Annotated in this window: 20 protein-coding genes; 13 read left to right on the forward strand and 7 right to left on the reverse strand. The window is 74.0% G+C overall.

What is annotated here, in order from left to right; translation table 11 throughout:
* Positions 1-121 precede the first annotated feature (121 nt).
* The gene (locus PP1_RS09985) at positions 122-1,405 is read left to right on the forward strand and encodes an MFS transporter (RefSeq protein WP_033200039.1); all 1,284 of its coding nucleotides are present in this window, start codon (positions 122-124) and stop codon (positions 1,403-1,405) included.
* A 553-nt stretch (positions 1,406-1,958) separates the two neighbouring features.
* Entirely contained in the window at positions 1,959-2,534 is a 576-nt protein-coding gene (locus tag PP1_RS09990) for a MarR family transcriptional regulator (RefSeq protein WP_139323795.1), read from the forward strand.
* Between the two features lie 46 nt (positions 2,535-2,580).
* On the opposite strand, the gene glpK (PP1_RS09995) is transcribed toward PP1_RS09990, so the two are convergent.
* Both glpK (PP1_RS09995) and PP1_RS10000 read right to left on the reverse strand, forming a co-directional pair.
* Positions 2,581-4,086, reverse strand: a complete 1,506-nt coding sequence (glpK, locus tag PP1_RS09995) for a glycerol kinase GlpK (RefSeq protein ID WP_010236371.1) — start codon at positions 4,084-4,086, stop codon at positions 2,581-2,583.
* Positions 4,083-4,844 carry an IclR family transcriptional regulator gene (locus PP1_RS10000; RefSeq protein ID WP_075314025.1) on the reverse strand — a complete coding sequence of 254 codons (762 nt, stop codon included), beginning with the start codon at positions 4,842-4,844 and terminating at the stop codon, positions 4,083-4,085. The genes glpK (PP1_RS09995) and PP1_RS10000 overlap by 4 nt, the downstream gene beginning before the upstream one ends.
* A gap of 201 nt (positions 4,845-5,045) precedes the next feature.
* Here PP1_RS10000 and PP1_RS10005 point away from each other — a divergent pair, with 201 nt between their 5' ends.
* The 8 genes from PP1_RS10005 to PP1_RS10040 all read left to right on the forward strand — a co-directional run bounded on the left by PP1_RS10005 (position 5,046) and on the right by PP1_RS10040 (position 12,973).
* The gene (locus PP1_RS10005; protein ID WP_010231841.1) at positions 5,046-5,879 is read left to right on the forward strand and encodes an MIP/aquaporin family protein; all 834 of its coding nucleotides are present in this window, start codon (positions 5,046-5,048) and stop codon (positions 5,877-5,879) included.
* A 39-nt stretch (positions 5,880-5,918) separates the two neighbouring features.
* Entirely contained in the window at positions 5,919-7,436 is a 1,518-nt protein-coding gene (glpK, locus tag PP1_RS10010) for a glycerol kinase GlpK (protein ID WP_010231844.1), read from the forward strand.
* Between the two features lie 112 nt (positions 7,437-7,548).
* Entirely contained in the window at positions 7,549-9,261 is a 1,713-nt protein-coding gene (locus PP1_RS10015; protein ID WP_010231847.1) for a glycerol-3-phosphate dehydrogenase/oxidase, read from the forward strand.
* A gap of 7 nt (positions 9,262-9,268) precedes the next feature.
* A complete protein-coding gene (locus PP1_RS10020) occupies positions 9,269-9,568 on the forward strand; it encodes a hypothetical protein (RefSeq protein ID WP_060633800.1) in 300 nt (99 codons plus the stop codon).
* A gap of 105 nt (positions 9,569-9,673) precedes the next feature.
* The gene (locus tag PP1_RS10025; protein ID WP_010237102.1) at positions 9,674-10,255 is read left to right on the forward strand and encodes a DinB family protein; all 582 of its coding nucleotides are present in this window, start codon (positions 9,674-9,676) and stop codon (positions 10,253-10,255) included.
* Between the two features lie 11 nt (positions 10,256-10,266).
* Positions 10,267-10,827, forward strand: coding sequence for a DinB family protein (locus tag PP1_RS10030; RefSeq protein ID WP_010237104.1), 561 nt, complete (start codon positions 10,267-10,269; stop codon positions 10,825-10,827).
* A gap of 22 nt (positions 10,828-10,849) precedes the next feature.
* Positions 10,850-11,821, forward strand: a complete 972-nt coding sequence (locus tag PP1_RS10035; RefSeq protein WP_249265947.1) for a pyridoxal-phosphate dependent enzyme — start codon at positions 10,850-10,852, stop codon at positions 11,819-11,821.
* 9 nt (positions 11,822-11,830) lie between these two features.
* Positions 11,831-12,973 (forward strand): flavin-containing monooxygenase, encoded by a 1,143-nt coding sequence (locus PP1_RS10040; protein ID WP_075314024.1) that lies wholly within the window; start codon positions 11,831-11,833, stop codon positions 12,971-12,973.
* A 4-nt stretch (positions 12,974-12,977) separates the two neighbouring features.
* Here the strand turns inward: PP1_RS10040 and PP1_RS10045 are convergent, their stop codons facing one another.
* Positions 12,978-13,469, reverse strand: a complete 492-nt coding sequence (locus PP1_RS10045; RefSeq protein WP_010227152.1) for a DUF2127 domain-containing protein — start codon at positions 13,467-13,469, stop codon at positions 12,978-12,980.
* Between the two features lie 65 nt (positions 13,470-13,534).
* Between PP1_RS10045 and PP1_RS10050 the strand changes: the two genes are divergently transcribed.
* Positions 13,535-15,229 carry an MFS transporter gene (locus tag PP1_RS10050; RefSeq protein ID WP_010227150.1) on the forward strand — a complete coding sequence of 565 codons (1,695 nt, stop codon included), beginning with the start codon at positions 13,535-13,537 and terminating at the stop codon, positions 15,227-15,229.
* A 45-nt stretch (positions 15,230-15,274) separates the two neighbouring features.
* Here PP1_RS10050 and gndA read toward each other — a convergent pair whose 3' ends face one another.
* Positions 15,275-16,711 (reverse strand): NADP-dependent phosphogluconate dehydrogenase, encoded by a 1,437-nt coding sequence (gndA, locus tag PP1_RS10055; protein WP_010227149.1) that lies wholly within the window; start codon positions 16,709-16,711, stop codon positions 15,275-15,277.
* Between the two features lie 136 nt (positions 16,712-16,847).
* Complete coding sequence (locus PP1_RS10060) at positions 16,848-17,714, reverse strand: alpha/beta fold hydrolase (protein WP_010227148.1); 867 nt, start codon at positions 17,712-17,714, stop codon at positions 16,848-16,850.
* A gap of 135 nt (positions 17,715-17,849) precedes the next feature.
* Between PP1_RS10060 and PP1_RS10065 the strand changes: the two genes are divergently transcribed.
* A complete protein-coding gene (locus PP1_RS10065; protein WP_010227147.1) occupies positions 17,850-18,707 on the forward strand; it encodes a sulfite exporter TauE/SafE family protein in 858 nt (285 codons plus the stop codon).
* A gap of 87 nt (positions 18,708-18,794) precedes the next feature.
* Positions 18,795-21,041 (forward strand): UvrD-helicase domain-containing protein, encoded by a 2,247-nt coding sequence (locus PP1_RS10070; protein ID WP_010227146.1) that lies wholly within the window; start codon positions 18,795-18,797, stop codon positions 21,039-21,041.
* A gap of 25 nt (positions 21,042-21,066) precedes the next feature.
* Here PP1_RS10070 and PP1_RS10075 read toward each other — a convergent pair whose 3' ends face one another.
* Positions 21,067-21,954: an SCO1664 family protein gene (locus tag PP1_RS10075; RefSeq protein WP_010227145.1), complete on the reverse strand. Its 888-nt coding sequence runs from the start codon at positions 21,952-21,954 to the stop codon at positions 21,067-21,069.
* A gap of 10 nt (positions 21,955-21,964) precedes the next feature.
* Positions 21,965-22,549 carry a DUF3090 domain-containing protein gene (locus tag PP1_RS10080; RefSeq protein WP_010227144.1) on the reverse strand — a complete coding sequence of 195 codons (585 nt, stop codon included), beginning with the start codon at positions 22,547-22,549 and terminating at the stop codon, positions 21,965-21,967.
* Positions 22,550-22,582 lie beyond the last annotated feature (33 nt).

A 22,582-nucleotide genomic window follows, 5' to 3' on the forward strand; every position in this document is an offset into this window, starting at 1 on the left:
CCGCCGGACCCGTCCGGCCATTGACAGTGCGCCGAACGGGGGCGGAGAGTACTCCGGCCGGGCTACCGGGACAGGGGGAAGAGTGAGCGACACGACCGGGAGTGACACCGGGGCACCGGCGATGTCGGCCCGCCGCATCGCGCTGGCCAGCTTCATCGGCACCGCGATCGAGTTCTACGACTTCTACATCTACGGCACCGCGGCCGCGCTGGTCTTCGGGTCACTGTTCTTCCCCGACCTCGACCCGCTCACCGGCACCCTCGCGGCGTTCGCGACGTTCGGCGTCGGGTTCGTCGCCCGGCCGGTCGGCGCGGTGGCGTTCGGGCACTTCGGCGACCGGATCGGGCGCAAGGCGACGCTGGTCGTCTCGCTGCTGACGATGGGTGTCGGCACCGTCGCGATCGGGTTGCTGCCCACGTACTCGTCGGTCGGGATCCTGGCGCCGCTGTTGCTGGTGCTGTGCCGGTTCCTGCAGGGCTTCGGCCTCGGCGGGGAGTGGGGCGGCGCCGTGCTGATGGCGACCGAGCACGCCCCGGCGGGCAAGCGCGGCCTGTACTCCAGCTTCCCGCAGCTCGGGCCCGCTGTCGGGTTCGTCGTGGCGAGCGGCGCGTTCCTCGCGCTGTCCGCCGGCCTGAGCGACGAGCAGTTCGCCGCCTGGGGCTGGCGGGTGCCGTTCCTGGCCAGCGCGGTGCTCGTCCTCGTCGGTCTCTACATCCGGCTCCGGATCGCCGAGACGCCCGTGTTCGAGAAGGCGATGCGTGAGCAGGAGAAGGCCAGGGCGCCGATCGCGGACGTCGTGCGGCGCCAGCCGCGCTCCCTGCTGCTCGCGACCGGCGGCATGATCATCACGCACACGATCTTCTACACGGTGACGACGTTCAGCCTGTCCTACGGCACCCAGGTGCTGGACCTGTCCCGGACGATGCTGCTGGTCGCCGCCATGGTCGCGGCCGCCGTGATGGGCGTCGCGACCCCGATCCTCGCCGTGCTGTCCGACCGGACCGGGCGCCGCCGCGTCTGCCTGTGGGCGTGCGTCCTGGCGGTGCTGTGGGCGTTCCCCCTCTTCTGGCTGCTCGGCACCGGCAACGGCATCCTGATCACGATCGGCTTCTCCGTCGCCATGATCGCCTTCGCCGGGGTGTTCGCCCCGATGGGCGCGTTCCTCCCGGAGCTCTTCGCGACCCGCTACCGCTACACCGGCGCCTCGATCGGCTACAACGCCTCCAGCATCGTCGGCGGCGGGATCACCCCGCTGCTGGCGACCAGCCTGACCGCCGCCGCCGGCGCGTCCTGGCCGGTGTCGCTGCTGGTCGCCGGGCTCGCGGCGGTGTCAGGGCTGAGCATCTGGGCCCTGCACGAGACCCGCACCGCCGACCTGGGCGACGACGGCGCCTTCACCCGGTGACCCGCACCCACCGAGCCCGCCCCACCCCGGCGGCCGGCCGCGCGTGATCGGCAGCCGGTGATCGGCAGCCCGCGATCGGCAGCCCGCGATCGGCGGCCGTGGGCGCCGGATTCGCCGATCCACCGCGGTCGAGGCCCCCGTCGTGTTACCTCACCTGGATGCAGCTCCACACCGAGGGCGCACCCCACCCCCCACTTCTCTGGATTCGCTTCCCCAGGCAGGGATTTCCGAGAACACACTCCTGCGGGAGGGGCCCGGTCGTCCCGGGCGGCACGCCCGGTGTGCTCGTCGCACCCGCACCCGCACCCCGGCGCCACCGGCCTCCCGGTCTGCAGAATCGCTGCCTGAGGAAGCGGTTCTCCACGGGGATCACCCCGGCCGCCCGTGACGCAGGGGGCGTCGGGACGGGGCGGGACGGTCCGTGTGGCCGAGCCCGGGCGACCGGGCCCCGCCGTCGGCTCCCGGCCGCGCCGGCGACGGGGGCGGTGCCGGCGACTCGGGTGGTGCCGGCGACTCGGGTGGTGCCGGCGGCGCCGGGTCCGGAGGAGCTCCCGTGAGCCCCGGCGCCGACGACGCCCCCGTGGACGACGCTCCCGTGGACGACGCTCCCGTGGACGACGCTCCCGTGGACGAGGCCACCGCGCGCGCCGCCGCCCTGCACGAGGCCGCCGAGGAGCTGCGGGGGATCCTGCCGCGCTGGGAGCTCGTCGCGCACCACCGGCTGCGCGACCTGGCGGAGCGGCACGAGCTGTCGCTGAACGAGCTCGTCGTCCTGGCCGAGCTGCTGCTCCGCTCCCGGCCGCTCGACGGCGCCGCCACCGCGGAGCTGACCGGACTCCGCAGTGGCGGGGCCGCCCGGCTGCTCGCGCGGCTGGAGGAGCGGGACCTGGTGGTGCGCGACCCCGATCCCGGCGACGGGCGCCGGCTGCTGGTGTCCGCGTCGGACGAGGCGCGTGAGCTGCTGTGGCACGACCTCACCGACGTCGACGCCATGCGGATGTTCGCCGTCGTCCCGACGGACCGGATCGGCTGGGCGACCGGGTTCCTCGGCCGCCTCACCGACCTGGGCGTCCGCCGGGTCCAGGCGTTGCAGGACCGCCGCGCCCGCCGGCGGCGCCGCGGCCGGTAGGACCGCGGGACGGCAGCAGCACGGAGCACGGCAGCACGGCGCGCGCTCACCGCGCCCAGCCGGCGCTCCGTTCCACCGCGCGCTGCCAGTTGACGTGCTCGCGGTCCCGCACCGCGGGGTCCATCGCGGGGTCCCAGGCCGCGGCCCGGTGCCAGTTGCGGCGCAGCACCTCCTGGTCCGGCCAGTACCCGACGGCGAGGCCTGCCGCGTAGGCGGCGCCGAGCGAGACCGCCTCGGAGCCGAGCGGGCGTTCGACCGTCAGGTCGAGCACGTCGGCGACGCACTGCATGAGCAGGTGGTTCGCCGTCATGCCGCCGTCCACCTTCAACCGCGTGACCGGCAGGCCGGAGTCCGCGTTCATCGCGTCCAGCACCTCGCGGGTCTGCCACGCCGTCGCCTCCAGCACGGCCCGGGCCAGGTGCCCGCGGTGGATGTAGGACGTCAGCCCGACGATCACACCGCGCGCGTCCGGGTACCAGCGCGGCGCGTACAGACCGGAGAACGCGGGCACGACGTAGCAGCCGCCGTTGTCGGGCACGGTGAGTGCCAGCGTCTCGATGCGGGCCGCGGTGGAGATCATCCCGAGGTTGTCGCGGAACCACTGCACCAGCGACCCGGTCATCGCGATCGATCCCTCGAGGGCGTAGACCGGTTCGTCACCGAGCAGGTACCCGACCGTCGGGATCAGGCCCGTCTCCGACCCGGCGATGCGCGATCCGGTGTTCTTCAGGAGGAACGCGCCCGTCCCGTAGGTGCACTTCGCCTCGCCCGGCGCGAAGCAGGTCTGCCCGACCAGCGCGGCCTGCTGGTCACCGAGCGCCCCCGCGACGGGGACGCCGGGCAGCAGGTCCACGCAGCGGCCGTACACCTGCGAGTTCGGCACGATCCGCGGCAGCATCCGCGGCGGGACCCGCAGCGCGGCACACAGGTCCGGCGACCACTCGAGGGTCCGCAGGTCCATGAGCATCGTCCGGCTGGCGTTGGTGACGTCGGTGACGTGCACGCCGCCGTCCGGGCCGCCGGTGAGCTGCCAGATCAGCCAGCTCTCGATCGTCCCGAACAGCACGTCGCCCCGCTCCGCGCCCTCCCGGGCGCCCGGGACGTGGTCCAGCAGCCACTGCAGCCGCGGCCCGGCGAAGTAGGTGGCCGGGCCGAGCCCGGAGACCTTCGCGTACATCCCGGCGTCGGCGGCCAGCCCGGCGACGATGCCACCGGTGCGGGTGTCCTGCCAGGTGATCGCCCGCGACAGCGGGACGCCGGTGTGCCGGTTCCAGATGACAGTCGTCTCGCGCTGGTTCGCGATGCCGAGCGCCGCGACGTTCTGCGGACCGAGCCCGGCCCGGCGCAACGCCGCGGGCACCACCCGGTTGACCGCGCGCCAGATCTCGGCCGCGTCGTGCTCGGCACGCCCCGGGCTCGGGAAGTGCTGGCGGTGCTCGTGCTGCGCGACCGCGACCATCCGCCCGGAGCGGGTGAAGAGCAGGCAGCGGGTGGACGTCGTGCCCTGGTCGATCGCCGCGACCACCCGCTCCGACGACGGCACCGTGCTCATCGCAGTCCCTCCAGCCCGTCGGCGATCTCGGCGGCCGCGCCGGTCAGCTGGACCAGCGGATCCGGACGGGGCCTGCCGTCGGAGCTGAACAGCTGCTCGGCCGGGGCGCCGATGCCGAGCGCGGCCACGGTCAGCCCGCCGCCGCTGCGCACGGCGACCGCGAGCCCGCCGGTCCCCGGCTCCCAGCCGCCGGGATCCGCCGCCCAGCCGCGCCGGCGGGCCGCCGTCAGCTCCCGGGTCAGCGCCGCCGGATCGGTGAGGGTCCGCCGGGTGTAGCGGTCCAGCGGCTCCGGCACCCGCACCGACGCCGGTGCGAACGCCAGCAGGCACAGCCCCCACGCCGTCGCGTGCAGCGGCTGCACGGTGTTGGTGCGCAACGTCTGCGGGCTCCCGTCCGGCCGGAAGACGTGGTGCACGACGTCCACCCCGCGGCCGTCGACGGACGGGACGCCGAGGTACACCGCGCACCCGGTTCCCGCGGCGAGCGCGTCCGCCCAGTTCATCGCCCGCGACCGCAGGTCGTGCCGGTCCCACGGGGTGCCGAGCCGGTCCAGCCCCTCCCCCAGGAGGTAGCGCCCACTGGCCTGGTCCTGCGCGACGAGCCCCTCGTCGCGCAGCGTCCGCAGGATGCCGTGGACGGTCGGCCGGGGCAGGTCCACCGCGGCGGCGAGCTCCGCGAGCGCGAGCGGGCGCCCGGCGCCACCGAGCAGCCGCAGCAGCGCGGCCGCCCGCTCGACGGACTGGATCTGCCGGGCCACGACGCCCGATCCTAGGGGCCGGGGACCGCGACGGCGACGCCCGCTGCGGCCGACCGCCACCCGATCATGCGCTGATCGACCCGCAACGTTCGACATCGTCGAACGGTTTGCGTTGCCGCCTCACCGCTCCGCTCCTAGCGTCTCCGCCCACGGCGGGGCCGTCCGGTCCCGCGAGGGGGAACTCGAGGAGGAGGGGGTTCGATGACGAGCTCCGAGAAGACCGAGAAAACCGAGGCGGCTCCCGCGCCGAAGGGCCTGTCACTGATCGCCGAGATGAGCGCCGAGTTCGCCGGCACGATGATCCTGATCCTCTTCGGGGTCGGCGTCGTCGCTCAGGTGACCACGACGCCCGACGGGTCCAACGGGCAGTACGACTCGATCGCCTGGGCATGGGGCATCGGCGTCATGCTCGGTGTCTACGTGGCCGGCCGTACCTCCGGCGCGCACCTCAACCCGGCCGTCACCCTCGCCTTCGCGCTCTACGAGGGCTTCCCGTGGCGCAAGGTCGCACCGTTCGTGCTGGCCCAGGTGCTGGGCGCGTTCGTCGCCGCACTGATCGTCCGTGTCGTCTACGCCGACTTCATCCGGTCCGTCGACCCGAACCTGACCGAGACCCAGGGGATCTTCTCCACCTCGCCCGGTGACCCGGTGTCGATCCCGACGGCGTTCCTCGACCAGGTCGTCGGCACCGCGATCCTGATCTTCGTGATCTTCTCGCTGGTCCACCCGCGGAACAAGGGTCCGCTGGCCAACATGGCGCCGTTCATGATCGGCGTGCTGGTCGTGGGCATCGGCATGGCGTGGGGTGCGAACGCCGGCTACGCCATCAACCCGGCCCGTGACTTCGGCCCGCGGCTGGCCTCCTTCATCACCGGTTACGACACCGCCTGGGTCACCAGTGACGGCACGCCGTACTGGTGGCTGCCGATCGTCGCGCCGCTGCTCGGCGCCGTCGTCGGCGGTGGCCTGTTCAAGCTGCTGATCGACCGCTACATCCCGGCCGAGGACGCCCCGCAGGAGATCGGACGGGTCTGACGCCCGGCCCCACCGACCGCACAGCAGAAGGAGAGCTCAATGGCCGAGTTCGTCGGCGCCATCGACCAGGGCACCACCTCCAGCCGCTTCATGATCTTCGATCACTCCGGCAACGAGGTGGGCCGGCACCAGCTGGAGCACGAGCAGATCCTGCCGCAGCCCGGCTGGGTCGAGCACAATCCCGTCGAGATCATCGAACGCACCAACGCCTGCCTGCAGTCCGCGCTCAACGCGACCAACCTGACCGCGGACGACCTGGTCGCGCTCGGCGTCACCAACCAGCGCGAGACCACCGTCGTGTGGAACCGGCGCAACGGGCGCCCGTACTACAACGCGATCGTCTGGCAGGACACCCGCACCGACCGGATCGCCACCGCCCTGGAGCGTGAGGGCAAGGGCGACGTCATCCGGCGCAAGGCGGGCCTGCCGCCCGCGACGTACTTCTCCGGCGGCAAGATCCAGTGGATCCTGGAGAACGTCGACGGCGTCCGGGAGGCCGCCGAGGCGGGCGACGCGATCTTCGGCAACACCGACACCTGGGTCATCTGGAACCTGACGGGCGGCCCGAACGGCGGGCGGCACGTCACCGACGTGACCAACGCGAGCCGCACGATGCTGATGAACCTCGAGACGCTCGACTGGGACGACGAGCTGCTCGGCTTCTTCGGCATCCCCCGGCAGATGCTGCCGGAGATCAAGCCGTCGTCGTCGGCCGACGGCTTCGGCACGACGCTGGCGAACGGCGCGCTGGGCGGCGAGGTCCGGATCACCGGCGACCTCGGCGACCAGCAGGCCGCGACCGTCGGGCAGGTGTGCTTCGCCCCGGGCGAGGCGAAGAACACCTACGGCACCGGCAACTTCATGCTGCTCAACACCGGCAACGAGCTCGTCCGCTCGGAGTCGGGGCTGCTGTCGACGGTCTGCTACAAGTTCGGCGACGAGCCGGTCGTCTACGCGCTGGAGGGGTCGATCGCCGTCACCGGGTCGGCCGTGCAGTGGCTGCGCGACCAGCTCGGGATCATCTCCGGCGCCTCGCAGTCCGAGTCGCTGGCCCGCCAGGTCGAGGACAACGGGGGCGTGTACTTCGTGCCCGCGTTCTCCGGGCTGTTCGCGCCGTACTGGCGGTCCGACGCCCGCGGCGCGATCGTCGGGCTGTCCCGGTTCAACACGAACGCGCACCTGGCCCGGGCCACCCTGGAGGCGATCTGCTACCAGTCCCGCGACGTCGCCGAGGCGATGACGAAGGACTCCGGCGTCTCGCTCGACGTCCTGAAGGTCGACGGCGGCGTCACGCTGAACGAGCTCTGCATGCAGATCCAGGCGGACGTCCTGGGTGTCTCGGTGTCGCGGCCGGTCGTCGCGGAGACGACGGCGCTCGGCGCGGCCTACGCGGCCGGGCTGGCGGTCGGGTTCTGGAAGAACACCGACGAGCTGCGGGAGAACTGGAACGAGGCCCGCCGCTGGGAGCCGCACTGGGACGCCGCCCAGCGTGACGAGGGCTACGCGAAGTGGAAGAAGGCCGTCGAGCGCACGCTCGACTGGGTCGACGTCGAGTGACCCCTGTGCCCGGTGCCGCCCCCACGACAGGGCGACACCGGGCACAACGGCGCACGTCCCGGGCGTTGAACGGGTAGTCCCCTGCAGGACGACACGAGTGGAAGGTCTGATCATGAAATCGGTGGAGCTCTCCCCGGAGGCCCGTACCGCGGCACTGCAGGCGATGGGCGACCGCGAGCTCGACGTGCTCGTCGTGGGGGGTGGCGTCGTCGGCGCCGGCTCCGCGCTCGACGCCGCGACCCGCGGCCTGTCGGTCGGCCTCGTGGAGGCGCGCGACTTCGCGTCCGGCACGTCCAGCCGCTCGTCCAAGCTCGTCCACGGCGGTCTCCGCTACCTGGAGATGCTGGACTTCCGGCTGGTCGCCGAGGCGCTCGCGGAGCGCGGCCTGCTCATCCAGCACCTCGCCCCGCACCTGGTCCGCCCGGTGCCGTTCCTCTACCCGCTGCAGCACCGCGGCTGGGAGCGGCTCTACGCCGGCGCCGGCGTCGCGCTCTACGACACGCTCGGCTTCCTCTCGGGCCGGTCCCGCGGCGTCCCGCACCACCGGCACCTCACCCGTCGCGGTGCGCGCCGGGTCGTCCCGTCGCTGCGCAAGGACGCCCTCGTGGGCGCCCTGCAGTACTACGACGCCCAGGTCGACGACGCCCGGCACACCATGATGATCGCCCGCACGGCCGCCGCGTACGGCGCGCACGTGGCGACCCGCGCCCGCGTCGTCGGGCTGCTGAAGGACGCCGGCCGTGTGGTCGGCGCGACCGTGCAGGACCTGGAGACCGGCGAGCGGGTCGACGTCCGCGCCAAGCAGGTCATCAACGCGACCGGCGTGTGGACCGACGACACCCAGGGCCTGGCCGGTGAGCGTGGCCTGTTCAAGGTGCGGGCCTCGAAGGGCATCCACCTGGTGGTGCCCCGCGACCGGATCCGCGGTGAGTCCGGGCTGATCCTGCGCACCGAGAAGTCGGTGCTGTTCGTCATCCCGTGGGGCCGGCACTGGATCATCGGCACCACCGACACCGACTGGGACCTCGACAAGGCCCACCCGGCTGCCAGCGCGGCCGACATCGACTACCTGCTCGAACACGTCAACGCCGTGCTGGAGCAGCCGCTCACCCACGACGACGTCGAGGGCGTCTACGCGGGCCTGCGCCCGCTGCTGTCGGGCGAGTCGGACTCCACGTCGAAGCTGTCCCGCGAGCACGCGGTCGCGACGCCGGTGCCCGGCCTCGTCGTCGTCGCCGGTGGGAAGTACACGACCTACCGGGTGATGGCGAAGGACGCGGTCGACGCCGCGGTGCACAGCCTGGACGCGAAGGTCCCGGAGTCGTGCACCGAGGACGTGCCGCTGCTCGGCGCCGAGGGCTTCCACGCGCTGACCAACGCCACCGCGCGGCTGGCCACGCAGTCGGGCCTGCACAAGGCCCGGATCGAGCACCTGCTCGGCCGCTACGGCTCGCTGATCCAGGAGGTGCTCGGCGTCGCCTCCGACGACCCGACGCTCACCGAGCCCCTCGCCGGCGCGCCGGACTACCTGCGCGCCGAGGTCGTCTACGCCGCGTCGCACGAGGGCGCCCGGCACCTCGAGGACATCCTCGCCCGCCGCACCCGGATCTCGATCGAGACGTTCGACCGCGGTGTCGGTGCGGCCGAGGAGGCCGCCCGGCTCGTCGCCCCGGTCCTCGGCTGGAACGAGGAGCAGGTCGCCCGCGAGGTCGACCACTACCGCAAGCGGGTGGAGGCCGAGCGGGAGAGCCAGAAGATGCCCGACGACGCCACCGCCGACGCGGCCCGGCTCGGCGCCCCGGACGTCGTGCCGGTCAGCGGCTGAGCCCGCCGTGAGCGAGCCCGGGCGGACCCCGGACGGCCGGTACGTGGTCGTCCGGGGCCGCCGGTGGCGGGCCGCCGATCCCGAGCTGCCCGACGACGTCCGGTCCCGGCTGCAGCAGCACCTCGGGCAGGCCCGCGCCGAGGTCGGCGCCGGGCGGCGGACCGGCGACGACGACCGGGTCACCGCCGCACGCGCCCGCGTCGACGCGGCCAAGCACGGCCTGGGCGAGCGCGGCACGCCGTGGTGGGAGCTCGGGCTCGGCGAGCGGCGCGACCGCTGGGAGGACGCGCTGCGCGAACTCTCCTGAGGAGCCCGGTCATCGAGGACCGGACCTGTCCGCATGGGGTCCTACCGTCGTTCTCGTCGGGCCGGGGAACAGCCCCCGGCCGGAGAACCCCCGAGAGGCGGGCCCATGAACGCCACCACCGAGTCCCAGGCCCTGACCGGCGAGCGCGCCGAGCTGGTCGCCCTGCTGGAGCGGCACCGCGGTTTCCTGTTGCAGACCGCCCAGGGCCTCACCGAGTCCCAGGCCCGTACGGCGAGCACGGTCAGCGCCCTCACCATCGCCTCGCTGCTCAAGCACGTCGCCGACACCGAGGAGCAGTGGTTCCGGTTCGCGCTGGAGGGCGCGAGCGCCTTCACCGCCGTCTACACCGACGACGTCGACTGGGACGCCGTCGCCACCGAGGGCGAGAGCAACGGCGGCGACTGGTCGGACTCCGAGTGGACCGACACCCGGTTCGTGCTGGCGGACCACGAGACCCTGGAGTTCCTGCGGGCGCGGATCGAGCAGGTCGCCGGGCGGACCGAGGAGATCCTGCGGACCGCGGACCTCGACGTCGTCCACGACCTGCCCGTCGCCCCGTGGTTCGAGCCGGGCGCCGCCTGGTCCGTGCGGCGGGTCGCGCTGCACATGCTGGCCGAGATCAGCCAGCACTCCGGGCACGCGGACATCATCCGCGAGGCCCTCGACGGCGCGCGGACGATGGGCTGAGGGGGCAGGCGATGAACGACACCGCCGAGTCGATGACCGAACTGCTGGGCTCCGCCGCGCGCGGCCTGTCCGGCGAGCGGGCCTGCATCCTGGAGACCCTCGCGAAGCACCGGATGCTGCTGCGGCACACCGTGGACGGGCTCTCCGAGTCCGACGCCCGGCGACGCCCGACGGCGAGCGCTCTGACCCTCGCCGGGATCCTGAAGCACGTCGAGGGCGTCGAGCGGGGCTGGACGGACTTCATCCGGACCGGCGTCGTCGAGGGCGCCGAGACGTGGGCCGACGTCGCCGCGGACCCCGACGCCGAACGCGAGGACTTCGCCGTCGGCCCCGACGACACGTGCGAGTCCCTGCTCGCGCGGTACGCGGCGACCGCAGCCCGCACCGACGAGCTGGTCACGACCGTGGACCTCGACGTCGCGCACAAGCTGCCGCCCGCGCCGTGGTTCCCCGGGGAGGCGTGGTGGAGCGCCCGTCAGGCGCTCGCGCACATCGTCGGCGAGACCGCCCAGCACAGCGGGCACGCCGACATCATCCGGGAGACGATCGACGGCCGGAGGTCGATGGGCTGACCGGGTCACTACCGTCGGGGGCATGGCCGACCTGGTGACCCTCGACGACATCGAGACCGCGGCGGAGCGGATCGCCGGGGGCGTGGTCCGCACCCCGACCGTCCCCTCCCCCGGCCTCGCCGCCCTGCTGGGCGCCCCGGTGCTGCTGAAGCTGGAGCAGCTCCAGCGGGCCGGGTCGTTCAAGCCGCGCGGCGTGCTCGCGAAGCTCGCGACGTTGTCCGCCGCCGAGCGCGACGCCGGGCTGGTCGCCGTCTCCGGCGGGAACCACGGCCTCGCGGTCGCGGAGGTGGCGGGCGCGGCGGGGGTCGCGGCCGTCGTCGTCATGCCGGAGAACGCGCCGGCCCGGTCGGTCGCCGCCGCCCGGGCGGCGGGTGCCGACGTGCGGCTCACCCCGGACATCCCGGCCGCGTTCGCGCTGGCCGGCGAGCTGCAGGCGGCCGGGGCGACGCTGGTGCACCCGTTCGACGATCCGGTCGTGCTCGCCGCGCAGGGCACGACCGGGCTGGAGCTGGCCCGCGATGCCGCCACGCTCGGCGAGCCGCCGACCGACGTCCTCGTCTCGATCGGCGGCGGCGCGCTGCTCTCCGGGGTCGCGACCGCCGTGCGTGCGCTGCTGCCGGACACCCGGGTGTGGGGCGTGGAGACGGTCGGGGCCGAGGCGATGTCCGCGGCGCTCGCCGCCGGCGGCCCGGTCCCGGTGACGATCACCTCGGCGATCACCACGCTGTCCGCGCCGTCGGTCTCGCAGCTGACCTACGACCACGTCCGCGAGCTGGTCCACGACGTGCTGGTCGTGCCGGACGCCGACGCCGTCCGCGGCAGCGTCGAGCTCGCCGAGCACGCCGGGATCTGGGCCGAGCCCGCCGCGGGGTGCCTGGTCGCCGGCGCCCGCACCGTCGTCGCGCGGCACCCGGACGCCCGGCTCGCCCTGGTCGTCTGCGGGGCGAACGCGGACGTCGCCGACGTGGTGGGCGCGGCGCGGCCACCCGCCTGACCGGCCGGGATGGCGGGGCGGCTCCCCGGCGTTGAGTCCGGCGTGGAGCAGCGGACGGACGTGGTCGTGATCGGCGCCGGGCAGGCGGGGCTGTCCGCGGCGGCCGGGCTGCGGCGCGGCGGGCTGGAGCCCGGCCCCGGGTTCGTCGTGCTCGACGGCGAGGACGGCCCCGGCGGCGCGTGGCGGCACCGCTGGCCGACGCTGCGGATGCGCACGGTCAACGGGATCCACGACGTCGCCGGCGTCCGGTCCGGGTTCGACGACCCGGGCGCCGATCCCGACCGGCCCGCCCGGGAGGCGGTCCCCGGCTACTTCGCCGCGATCGAGCGGGCCTGGGACCTGCAGGTCGTGCGCCCGGTCCGGGTGCACGCGGTGCGCGACGCGGACGACGTGGCCGGCCGGGACGGGGAGCTCACCGTCGGGACCGACGCCGGCACCTGGACGGCCCCGCACCTGATCAACGCGACCGGCACCTGGACGCGGCCGTTCGTGCCGTCCTACCCGGGCGCCGGGACGTTCCGCGGGACCGCCCTGCACGCCCGCGACCACACCGGCCCGGAGGCGATGGCCGGGAAGCGGGTCGTCGTGGTGGGCGGCGGGATCACCGCGGTGCAGCTGCTGCTGGAGATCGCCCCGTACGCGGCGTCGACGATCTGGGTGACGCGGCGTGAGCCGGTCTGGCACGAGGGCCCGTTCGACGCCGGACACGGGCGCGCCGCCGTCGCGCTCGTGGAGGAGCGGGTGCGGGCCGGGCTGCCGCCCCGCAGCGTCGTCGGCGTCACCGGGCTGGGCCTGACGCCGGAGGTCCGGGCCGGGATCGCGAGCGGCGTGCTGCGCAGGCGGCCGATGTTCGCCCGCATCACCCCCGACGGCGTGACCTGGGACGACGGCACCCACGAGGCCGCCGACGTCCTGCTGTGGGCGACCGGGTGGCGGCCCGCGACCGGGCACCTCGCGCCGCTGCGGCTCCGGTCGCCGGGTGGCGGGATCCGGCTGGGTGAGCCGCTGGACACGACCGTCGTCGCCGACCCGCGGGTGCACCTGGTCGGCTACGGGCCGTCGGCGAGCACGATCGGCGCCGACCGGGCGGGGCGGGCCGCCGCCCGCGCGGTGCTGGCCGGGCTGCGCGACCGGGCCGGCGCGGCCGCCTGAGCCGTCACTCCCGCCGTTCCCGGCTGAGCAGCCGGTACTCGCGCAGCACCAGCACGATGATCGCGACGTCGAGCGCGGCGAGGAACGGCAGCAGCAGCGACCCGGTGTGCCAGGCGTGCACCAGCTCGTAGACCACGAACAGCGACAGCACCACGATCGCGGGCGGGTACGCCGGCAGCCACTTCCGCAGCAGCGCCCCCACCAGCGCCAGCTTGATCGCCCCGTGCAGGGCGAGGTAGACGACGGCGAAGGTGCGGTCGCCGCCGGCGAACGCGTCGGTCCCGGCGACGAGGTGCCGCGCCAGGGTGCCGTCCAGCGGCCCGACGAGGTCGCGGGCGAGGATCCGCGCCACCACGTGGTGCAGCCAGTCCCCGGACACCAGCAGCAGCGCGACCGCGGCCAGCAGCTCGGCCGCACCGTCGACACCCTTGACCACCAGGGCGATCCGGAACAGCCGCTCGGTCCACCGGGCCTGCTCGGCCGCCGGTCGTGTCATGGCGCGACCCTAGACCGGCCCGGTCTCGTTGCAGCACGCAACCGCCCGTCGTAACCTCGTTAGCGATGCTCAAGGAAACCGGCGACCGCTACCGATGGGTCGCGCTGTCGAACACCACCATGGGCGTGCTGATCGTGACGATCAACATGTCGATCCTGCTCATCGCCCTGCCGGACATCTTCCGCGGCATCGGGGTCGATCCGCTCGCTCCGCAGAACATCGACTACCTGCTGTGGCTGATCATGGGCTACCTGGTCGTCACCGCGGTGCTGGTGGTCAGCTTCGGGCGGCTCGGCGACATGTACGGCCGCACCCGGATGTACAACCTGGGCTTCGCCGTCTTCACGCTGTTCTCGGTGCTGCTCGCGGCGACCTGGATGCAGGGCGACGCCGGCGCCGTCTGGCTGATCGTGATGCGGGTGCTGCAGGGCGTCGGCGGGGCGCTCCTGCTGGCGAACTCGACCGCGATCCTCACCGACGCGTTCCCCGCCGACCGGCGCGGGCTCGCCCTCGGGGTGAACTCGGTCGCGGCGATCGCCGGGTCGTTCCTCGGGCTGGTCGTCGGCGGGGTGCTCGCCCCGGTGGACTGGCACCTGGTGTTCCTGGTGTCGGTGCCGGTCGGGGTGTTCGGCACCGGGTGGGCGTACGCGAAGCTGCGCGACACCGGCGTCCGCCGGGCGGCCCGGATCGACTGGTGGGGCAACGCGACGTTCGCGGTCGGGCTCGTCGCCGTCCTCATGGGCATCACCTACGGCATCCAGCCCTACGGCGACGACGTCATGGGCTGGACGAGCCCGCTCGTGCTCGGCCTGATCGGCGGCGGGATCGTCGTCCTGGGGATCTTCACCTGGATCGAGCGCCGGGTGCCCGACCCGATGTTCCACGTCTCGCTGTTCTCGATCCGCGCCTTCACCGCCGGGAACCTGGCGAGCCTGCTCGCCGCGCTCGGCCGGGGCGGGCTGCAGTTCATCCTGATCATCTGGCTGCAGGGGATCTGGCTGCCCGAGCACGGCTTCGCGTTCGAGGCGACGCCGCTGTGGGCCGGGATCTACATGGTCCCGCTGACGATCGGGTTCCTCGTCGCCGGGCCGGTGTCGGGGATCCTGTCCGACCGGTACGGGGCGCGGGCGTTCGCGACCGGCGGCATGGTCGCCGCGGCGGCGACCTTCCTCGCGCTGCTGGCCGTACCGGTGGACTTCGACTACCGCGTCTTCGCGGTGGTCCTCGCGCTCAACGGGCTCGCGATGGGGCTGTTCAGCTCCCCGAACCGGGCGGCGATCATGAACTCGCTGCCGGCGCACCAGCGCGGCGCGGGCGCGGGGATGACGTCGACGTTCCAGAACGCCGCGACCGTGCTGTCGATCGGGGTGTTCTTCTCACTGCTGATCGCCGGGCTGGCGACGACACTGCCGTCGGCGATGCACGACGGCCTGGTCGCCCAGGGCGTCCCGGAGCTCGCCGCGGACCGGGTGGCCGCGCTCCCGCCGGTGGGGATCCTGTTCGCCGCGCTGCTGGGCTACAACCCCGTCGCGACGCTGCTGGGCCCCGACGTGCTCGCCCACCTGGACCCGGCGCACGCCGCGTTCCTGACCGGGCGGGTGTTCTTCCCGCAGCTGATCTCCGGCCCGTTCGCCGACGGGCTCACCTTCGCACTGGGCTTCGCGGCCGTCGCCTGCCTGGTCGCGGCGGTGGCGAGCGCGCTGCGGGGCGGGCGGTACCACCACGACGACGCCGTGGCACCCGCCCCCACACGGACCTGACCGGACCTGACCCGCCCCGGAGTGTCCCGGGGCGGGTGGTGCCGGTCAGTCGGTGCGGACCTCGGCGCCGTCCTGGCTCCAGCGGGTGTGGAACTTGCCGTCGGCGTCGATGCGCTCGTAGGTGTGCGCGCCGAAGTAGTCGCGCAGGCCCTGGATCAGGTTCGCCGGGCCCCGCTCGCGGCGGTAGCCGTCGTAGTAGGACAGGCTGGAGGAGAACGCGGGGATCGCGACGCCGTTCTCGGTCGCGGTCACCACGACCCGCCGCCACGCGTCCTGCGCCGCACCGACGGCCTCGGTGAAGTACGGGACCATCAGCAGGTTGTCGAGGTCCGGGTGGGTCTCGTAGGCCTCGGTGATCCGGTTGAGGAACTGCGCGCGGATGATGCAGCCGCCGCGCCAGATCCGGGCCATCGCACCCAGGTCGAGGTCCCAGCCGTTCGCCTGCGACGCGGCCCGCATCTGCGCGAAGCCCTGCGCGTAGGCGACCACCTTCGACGCGTAGAGCGCCTGGCGGACGTCCTCGACCAGCTGGTCGACGTTCGCGGTGCGCTGCTGCGCCGGCCCGGCCAGCGTCGTCGACGCGGCCTTCCGCTCGTCACGCAGCGCCGACAGCGTCCGGGCGAACACGGCCTCGGTGATGCCGGTCAGCGGGACGCCGAGGTCGAGCGCGTCGATCGCCGTCCACCGGCCGGTGCCCTTCTGCTCGGCCTGGTCGGTGATGACGTCGACCAGCGGCGTGCCGGTCTTCTCGTCGGTCTTCGCGAGCACGATGCCGGTGATCTCGATGAGGAACGACTCGAGGTCACCGGTGTTCCACTGCTCGACGATCTTCCCGATCTCCGGCGCCGAGAGCCCGCCGACGTGGCTGAGCAGGTCGTAGGCCTCGGCGATGAGCTGGATGTCGGCGTACTCGATGCCGTTGTGCACCATCTTGACGTAGTGCCCGGCCCCGCCCGGCCCGACGTGCGTGCAGCACGGGGTGCCGTCGACCTCGGCGGCGATCGCGGTGAGGATCTCGGAGACCTCGCCGTAGGCCTCCACCGGCCCGCCGGGCATGATGCTCGGCCCGTTGAGGGCGCCCTCCTCGCCGCCGGAGACGCCGATCCCCATGAACCGCAGCCCGCGCTCGGCGCAGTAGGCGGCGCGGCGGTCGGTGTCGGGGAAGTGCGAGTTGCCGGCGTCGATGATGATGTCGCCGGAGTCGAGCAGCGGCGCGAGCTCGTCGATGACGGCGTCCACCGGCTTGCCGGCCTTCACCATGACGACGATCTTGCGCGGCGTCTCCAGCGCGTCGACGAACTCCTGCAGCGACTCGGCACCGGTGAAGGAGCCCTCGTGGCCGTAGTCCTTCATGAACTCGGTGGTCTTCGACGTGGTGCGGTTGTGCACCGCCACCCCGAACCCGCGGCGGGCCATGTTGCGGGCGAGGTTCGCCCCCATCACCGCCAGCCCGGTGACCCCGATCCGGCTCTTCTCCGCCATCGAACTCCTCCGTCTCGCTCTGCCGTGTGCGTGCGTCGCGCGCGATACCCCCGCGCGAGCCGCGGACCGGGCACCATCCTGGCCCTTCCGGTGTCCGCCGCGCGCGGTGCGTCCGCTGTCCCCTTGGTCACGGCGGTCATCGGCCGCGGAGGAACTCCAGCAGGAGCCGGCCCGCCTGCTCCGGTGCCTCCTGCGGGATCCAGTGCCCGGCGCCCTCGACGAGCGCGAACCGGAAGTCCTCGACGAACTCCGACGAGCGCCGCATCTGCCCCTCGGTCAGCGCCATGTCGCCGTCGCTCCACACCCCGAGGACCGGGACCCGGATCGGTGGCACCTGCGGGATCTCGGTGGCCACGAACGTCGCCGGGTCCACGTTGGCGCGGTACCACTCCAGCGACGCGGTCAGCGCACCCGGCCGGGACAGGTCGGCGATCTGCTGCGCGGGCAGCGGGTGCCCCTCCGGGAACGACGCCTGGGCCCATGCCCGGAGGAACTGCCAGTCGTGCGCGGGCAGCACCTCCTCGGCGACGCCCGGGAACTGGAACCACAGCATGTACCAGGACATCGCCTTCTGCCCGAACCCGGCCGTCGCGAACGCGGCGGGGTGCCCGACGGAGAACGCGGCGTAGCGGGTCACCCGGTCCGAGGCGAGCGTCAGCGTCCACCCCAGCACCGCGCCCCAGTCGTGCCCGGCGAGGGCGAAGCGGTCGATCCCGAGCGCGTCGGCGACGCCGAGGACGTCCGCCCGGAGCGCCTTCATCCGGTAGTGCTCGGTCCCCTCCGGCCGGTCCGACTCGCCGAACCCGCGCAGGTCGGGCACGACGACCCGGTAGCCGGCCGCCGCGAGGACCTCGGCCTGGGGCTCCCACAGCGTCGCCCGGTCCGGCCAGCCGTGCAGCAGGACGACGACCTCGCCCGGCCCACCGGTGTCGTGCACCGACAGGGTGGTCTCGGGCCGGGTCGTGCCGGGGACGGTGATCCGCTGCGGTGCGGGGAGGGCCATGCGTCGCTCCTGGTGGATGTCCGGGACCTGTCCCCCGCACGCTAGGCGGTGATCGCCGGCGCGGGGCACCGCGGCCGGATCCCGGTTCGTGGGACCGCCCCGGCGCGGGGTGCCGGGCCGATCGAGAATGGGCCCATGGCCCGCAGCGACGCGATCGGACCGCCGGGTGCGGGCGGACAGGCCGACGACAGCGGCGCGGAGGGCGGGCGCAGCGGGCTGGTCGGCACGATCGGGCTGGTCGGCGGCGTCGTCGGCGGTCTGATCGGCGGCGGGAGCGGGGTGCTGTTCGTCCCGGCGCTCGACCGGTTCACCCGGATGTCGCGGGCCCGGATCCACGGCACGTCGACGATCGCCAACATCGGCGTGTGCGTCGCGGGGGCCGCCGCCTACGCGGCCGGTGGCGGGGTGCTGGACCTGCGGGCCGGCGTCGGACTGATCATCGGCGGCACGGTCGGCGGGCTGGTCGGGCCGGCGCTGCTGGCGCGGGCGTCGGAGACCCTGCTGCGCGTCCTGCTGATCGGGATCCTCCTGCTCACGGCCGTGAAGCTCACCGTCGACGCGCTCGCGCTCCCCCTGTTCGACGGTGCGCTCGTGCCGCAGGAGCTGATCGACGACCCGTGGTTCCTGTACCCGGTGACGACGGCCGTCGGGTTGGTCATCGGCGCGTGGGCCGGGGCGATGGGGCTCGGCGGCGGGCTGCTCGCGGTGCCCGCGATGGTGCTGCTGTTCGGGACCGACCTGCACGTCGCCGCGGGGACGTCACTCCTGATGTTCATCCCGAACTCGATCGTCGGCACGGTCGTGCACCTGCGCCAGGGGACTGCGTCGGGCCGGTGGGGGCGGCTGCTCGCGGTGACGGCGGCCCCGGGGACGGTCGCCGGGGCGGCGCTGGGGCTGTCGCTCGACGCCGTCGTGCTCGGGCTGGTGTTCGGGACGTTCGCGACGGCGATGGCGGTCCGGGAGATCGTCCAGCTGCTGCGCACACGTGCGTGAGGGGTCGCGGAGGCGCTACCATGCGGGGTGCGACCTGACGAAGATCTCGTAGCTCCGCGCTTTCAGCATACCACGGATGGGAAGAGTGTGAACAGAGCCCTCGCCGACCAGGAACTGACCGCGGAGACCGGGCAGGTCCGCGCACTGCACGCACTGCTCGCCACCGAGCTCGCGGACGCGACGGCCCGCGCACGCGGCGGCGAGGCCGCACCGACCGGTGAGGAGCTCAGCGCCCGCTGGGAGCGGGACGTCTCGGTGCACCGCTGGTCGGAGCGGGTCACGGCGCTCAAGGCCGCCCGAGCGGGGCTGTGCTTCGGGCGCCTCGACCACACCGGCGGGGAGGCGACCTACGTCGGCCGGATCGGGCTCACCGACCCGGCCGACGGGGAGAGCGCGCTGGTCGACTGGCGGGCGCCGGCGGCCCGGCCGTTCTACTGCGCCACCCCCGTCACCCCGCTCGGGGTGACCCGGCGGCGGCACTTCCGCATCGCCGGTACCGCCCCCGACGAGCGCGTCGCGTCGTACCACGACGACGTCCTGGACCGCTCGGCCCTGGCCGGGACCGACGCCCGGTCGGCGTCGGACCCGGCGCTGCTCGCCGCACTGAACGCGCCCCGCGGATCGCAGATGCGCGACATCGTGACGACCATCCAGGCCGAGCAGGACGAGATCATCCGGCTCCCGCTGGCGGGCACCGCGGTGATCGAGGGCGGCCCGGGCACCGGCAAGACCGCCGTCGCGCTGCACCGGGTCGCCTACCTGCTCTACGCGCACCGCGACCGGCTGGCCCGCAGCGGTGTGCTCGTCGTCGGGCCGAGCGCCGGGTTCGTGCACTACGTCGGCGGGGTGCTCCCGGCGCTGGGTGAGTCGGCCGTGGTGTTCACGACGCCCGGCCGGCTGCGGCACGGCGTCGTCGCGGGCGCCCTCGACCCGCCGGAGGTCGCGCGCACCAAGGGCGACCTCGCGATGGTGGACGTGCTGCGCCGCGCGGTCGCCGACCGGCAGGAGCTGCCGGGCGGCCGGATCGCGATCGAGCTCGACGACGTCACCGTCGAGATCGACGACGCCATGGTCGCGGAGGCCCGGCGGCGGGCACAGGCCACCGGGTCGGCCCACAACGTCGCCCGCGTGACGTTCCGCGACGCGCTCGGCGGTCTGCTCGTCGACCAGGGCCTGGAGGCGCTCGGCGCGAGCCTGGAGGACCCGCCCGAGGTCGCCGAGCTCCTCGCCGGGCTCGGCGACCTGCCGGAGATCGAGCCGGCCGGCGCGGCGGAGGTGTCGGCGGAGATGCGGCAGGGGCTGCGCGCGAACCTGCGCTCGGAGCCCGGCTTCCACGCGGCCGTCGAGCAGCTCTGGCCGGTGCTGACACCGGAGCGGGCGCTCGCCGACCTCTACGCGTCGCGGCGGCGCCTCGCGGCGGCGGCCGGCGGGACCGACCTCACCGGCCTGCACCGCGCCGCGGGCGCACCGTGGACGGTGGCCGACGCACCGCTGCTCGACGAACTCGCCGAGCTGCTCGGGGACCCGCCCGGCGCGGCGGCCACCGCCGAGGAGCCGGACGGGCGCTACGCGGCCGACGTCCTGTCCATCCTGGAGTCCGCCGACCGCGACCTCGCCGGTGAGGACGCCGACGAGCTGCGCCCGACCGACTTCGTGACCTCCGACGTCCTGGCCGGACGGCACGTGGCCGGGATCGGTGGGACGGTCGCCGAGCGGGCCGCGGCCGACCGGGACTGGCGGTTCGGGCACCTCGTCGTCGACGAGGCGCAGGAACTGTCCGCGATGGACTGGCACGTCCTGCTGCGCCGGTGCCCGTCGCGCTCGATCACCGCGGTCGGCGACCTCGCCCAGCGCAGCGCACCCGCCGGGGCCCGCAGCTGGACCGACGTGCTCGCCCCGCACCTCGACGACCGGTGGACGCACCGCACGCTCACGGTGAACTACCGGACCCCCACCGAGATCATGGACCCGGCGGCCGAGGTCCTGGCGTCGTTCGCGCCCGGGCACCGGCCACCGGACTCGGTGCGGGAGACCGGCGAGCACCCGTGGGACCGCACGGTCCCCGCGGCCGGCCTCGCCGACGCGGTGCGGGAGGCGGTCGAGGCCGAGGCGGCCCGGCTCGACGACGGGACCGTCGCGGTGATCGCCGCCGACATCACCGGTCTCGACGATCTCCCGGCGCAGGTGCACACACCGGTGTCGGCGAAGGGCCTGGAGTTCGACGCCGTCGTGATCGTCGATCCGGAGCGCGTCCGGGCCGGGAACCCGGCCGATCTCTACGTGTCGATGACCCGGGCGACCCGGCGGCTCGGGCTGCTGCGCCCGGCGGACTGAGCGGCCCGGGCCGGGCGGCGGAGGATCAGAACGCGGGCCAGGGGATCGCCGGCCCGAACCCGTCCGGCCCGGGGAAGTGCGGCTCGGCGAGGAGGTGGTCGATGCGGGAGCGCAGCGCGGCCACCTCCCGCCGGGTGACGTGCTCCCCCAGCGTGTCGGCGAAGTCCCCGGCGAGACGGGATCGCAGCTCCTTGAGCTGCGCGGTGCGCTCCTCGCCGATGCCGTCGCCGATCCAGCCCCACAGCACCGTCCGCAGCTTGGGCTCGGTGTGCAGGGTGAGACCGTGGTCGACGCCGTAGACGCCGCCGTCACCGGCGACGATGACGTGCCCGCCCTTGCGGTCGGCGTTGTTCACGACGACGTCGAACACCGCCATCGCGCGCAGCTGCGGGTGGTCGGCGTGCACGAGGACGACCGGGTCACCGGCGCCGTCACGGGCACGCAGCACCGGCAGCCAGCCGCCCGGCACGTCGCCGGGCTCGCACAGCTCCACCAGCGACTCCGACGCCAGGTGGAGGGTCTGCTCGTCGAGCTCCCCGTCGAGCTCGTCGCCCTCCGAGCCCGGGTCGGTCAGCGCGCTCTCGTCGCCGGACGACACCCAGGCCTGCACCATTCCCGGCCCGAACGGGGCCTCCTCCCGGAGCACCGTCGGCGGCACGACGTTCAGCCCGGAGACCTCGGACACCAGGTAGGCGCCGACCTCGCGCCCGGCGAGCGTGCCGTCCGGGAAGTCCCAGAGCGGGCGCTCCCCGCGGACCGGCTTGTAGACGCAGCGCAGCTCGGTCCCGTCGAGCGTGACGGTGCCGAAGAGGGTGGCGTTGGACGCGTCGACCATCCGTCCGGTGACCTCGAGCCGCCCCCGGTCGAGGATCTCGAGCACGGCCGGGTCGCGGAGTCCGGGAGCCGGGCTCACTCGACCCTGCTCACTCGGAGGACCCGGCCACGGGGTTGCGGTCGTGGTAGCCGTTCAGCCGGACGCAGACGTGCCCCTCGGGGTCGAGCGGCTCGGCACACAGCGGGCACGGCGCGCGACCCGCGCCGACGACCTTCTCGGCCCGGTCGGCGAACGCCTTCGCCGCGTTCGGCGAGAGGAACACGCGCAACGCGTCCGGCCCCTCCTCGGTGTCGTCGAGGACGACCGACTCGTCGATCTCCTCCTCCGACACCGCGAGGAGCTCGACGACGATCGAGCTGGAGTCCGCGTCCCACCCCAGGCCCATCGTGCCGACCCGGAACTCCTCCTCGAGCGGGACGTTCAACGGGTCGTTGTCGGAGCCCGGCGTCTCGTCGCCCTCGGGGAGGTTCTCCTCGCCGAAGCGCTTGGACACCTCGCCGAGCAGCGCGGTGATCCGCTCCGCCAGCACCGAGACCTGCTGTTTCTCGAGCAGCACGCTGATCGTGCGCGAACTCTCGATCGCCTGCAGGTAGAAAGCGCGGTCGCCGGGTTCACCGACGGTGCCGGCCACGAAGCGGTCCGGGCGGCGGAAGACGTGGATGACGCGTGCCATGACCCTTCCCAGGGTAGGCGAGACGGGAACCGG

Origin of the sequence: Pseudonocardia sp. P1 (genome assembly GCF_000178675.2) — a bacterium.
In the GTDB taxonomy this organism is placed as follows: domain Bacteria; phylum Actinomycetota; class Actinomycetes; order Mycobacteriales; family Pseudonocardiaceae; genus Pseudonocardia.

Excerpts from the sequence above, each read along its gene's own strand:
- PP1_RS09985 (WP_033200039.1), top strand. The coding sequence starts at position 122 with ATGTCGGCCCGCCGCATCGCGCTGGCCAGCTTCATCGGCACCGCGATC.
- glpK (WP_010236371.1), bottom strand. The coding sequence starts at position 4,086 with ATGAGCACGGTGCCGTCGTCGGAGCGGGTGGTCGCGGCGATCGACCAG.
- PP1_RS10005 (WP_010231841.1), top strand. The coding sequence starts at position 5,046 with ATGACGAGCTCCGAGAAGACCGAGAAAACCGAGGCGGCTCCCGCGCCG.
- glpK (WP_010231844.1), top strand. The coding sequence starts at position 5,919 with ATGGCCGAGTTCGTCGGCGCCATCGACCAGGGCACCACCTCCAGCCGC.
- PP1_RS10015 (WP_010231847.1), top strand. The coding sequence starts at position 7,549 with ATGAAATCGGTGGAGCTCTCCCCGGAGGCCCGTACCGCGGCACTGCAG.
- PP1_RS10025 (WP_010237102.1), top strand. The coding sequence starts at position 9,674 with ATGAACGCCACCACCGAGTCCCAGGCCCTGACCGGCGAGCGCGCCGAG.
- PP1_RS10030 (WP_010237104.1), top strand. The coding sequence starts at position 10,267 with ATGAACGACACCGCCGAGTCGATGACCGAACTGCTGGGCTCCGCCGCG.
- PP1_RS10035 (WP_249265947.1), top strand. The coding sequence starts at position 10,850 with ATGGCCGACCTGGTGACCCTCGACGACATCGAGACCGCGGCGGAGCGG.
- PP1_RS10040 (WP_075314024.1), top strand. The coding sequence starts at position 11,831 with ATGGCGGGGCGGCTCCCCGGCGTTGAGTCCGGCGTGGAGCAGCGGACG.
- PP1_RS10045 (WP_010227152.1), bottom strand. The coding sequence starts at position 13,469 with ATGACACGACCGGCGGCCGAGCAGGCCCGGTGGACCGAGCGGCTGTTC.
- PP1_RS10050 (WP_010227150.1), top strand. The coding sequence starts at position 13,535 with ATGCTCAAGGAAACCGGCGACCGCTACCGATGGGTCGCGCTGTCGAAC.
- gndA (WP_010227149.1), bottom strand. The coding sequence starts at position 16,711 with ATGGCGGAGAAGAGCCGGATCGGGGTCACCGGGCTGGCGGTGATGGGG.
- PP1_RS10060 (WP_010227148.1), bottom strand. The coding sequence starts at position 17,714 with ATGGCCCTCCCCGCACCGCAGCGGATCACCGTCCCCGGCACGACCCGG.
- PP1_RS10065 (WP_010227147.1), top strand. The coding sequence starts at position 17,850 with ATGGCCCGCAGCGACGCGATCGGACCGCCGGGTGCGGGCGGACAGGCC.
- PP1_RS10080 (WP_010227144.1), bottom strand. The coding sequence starts at position 22,549 with ATGGCACGCGTCATCCACGTCTTCCGCCGCCCGGACCGCTTCGTGGCC.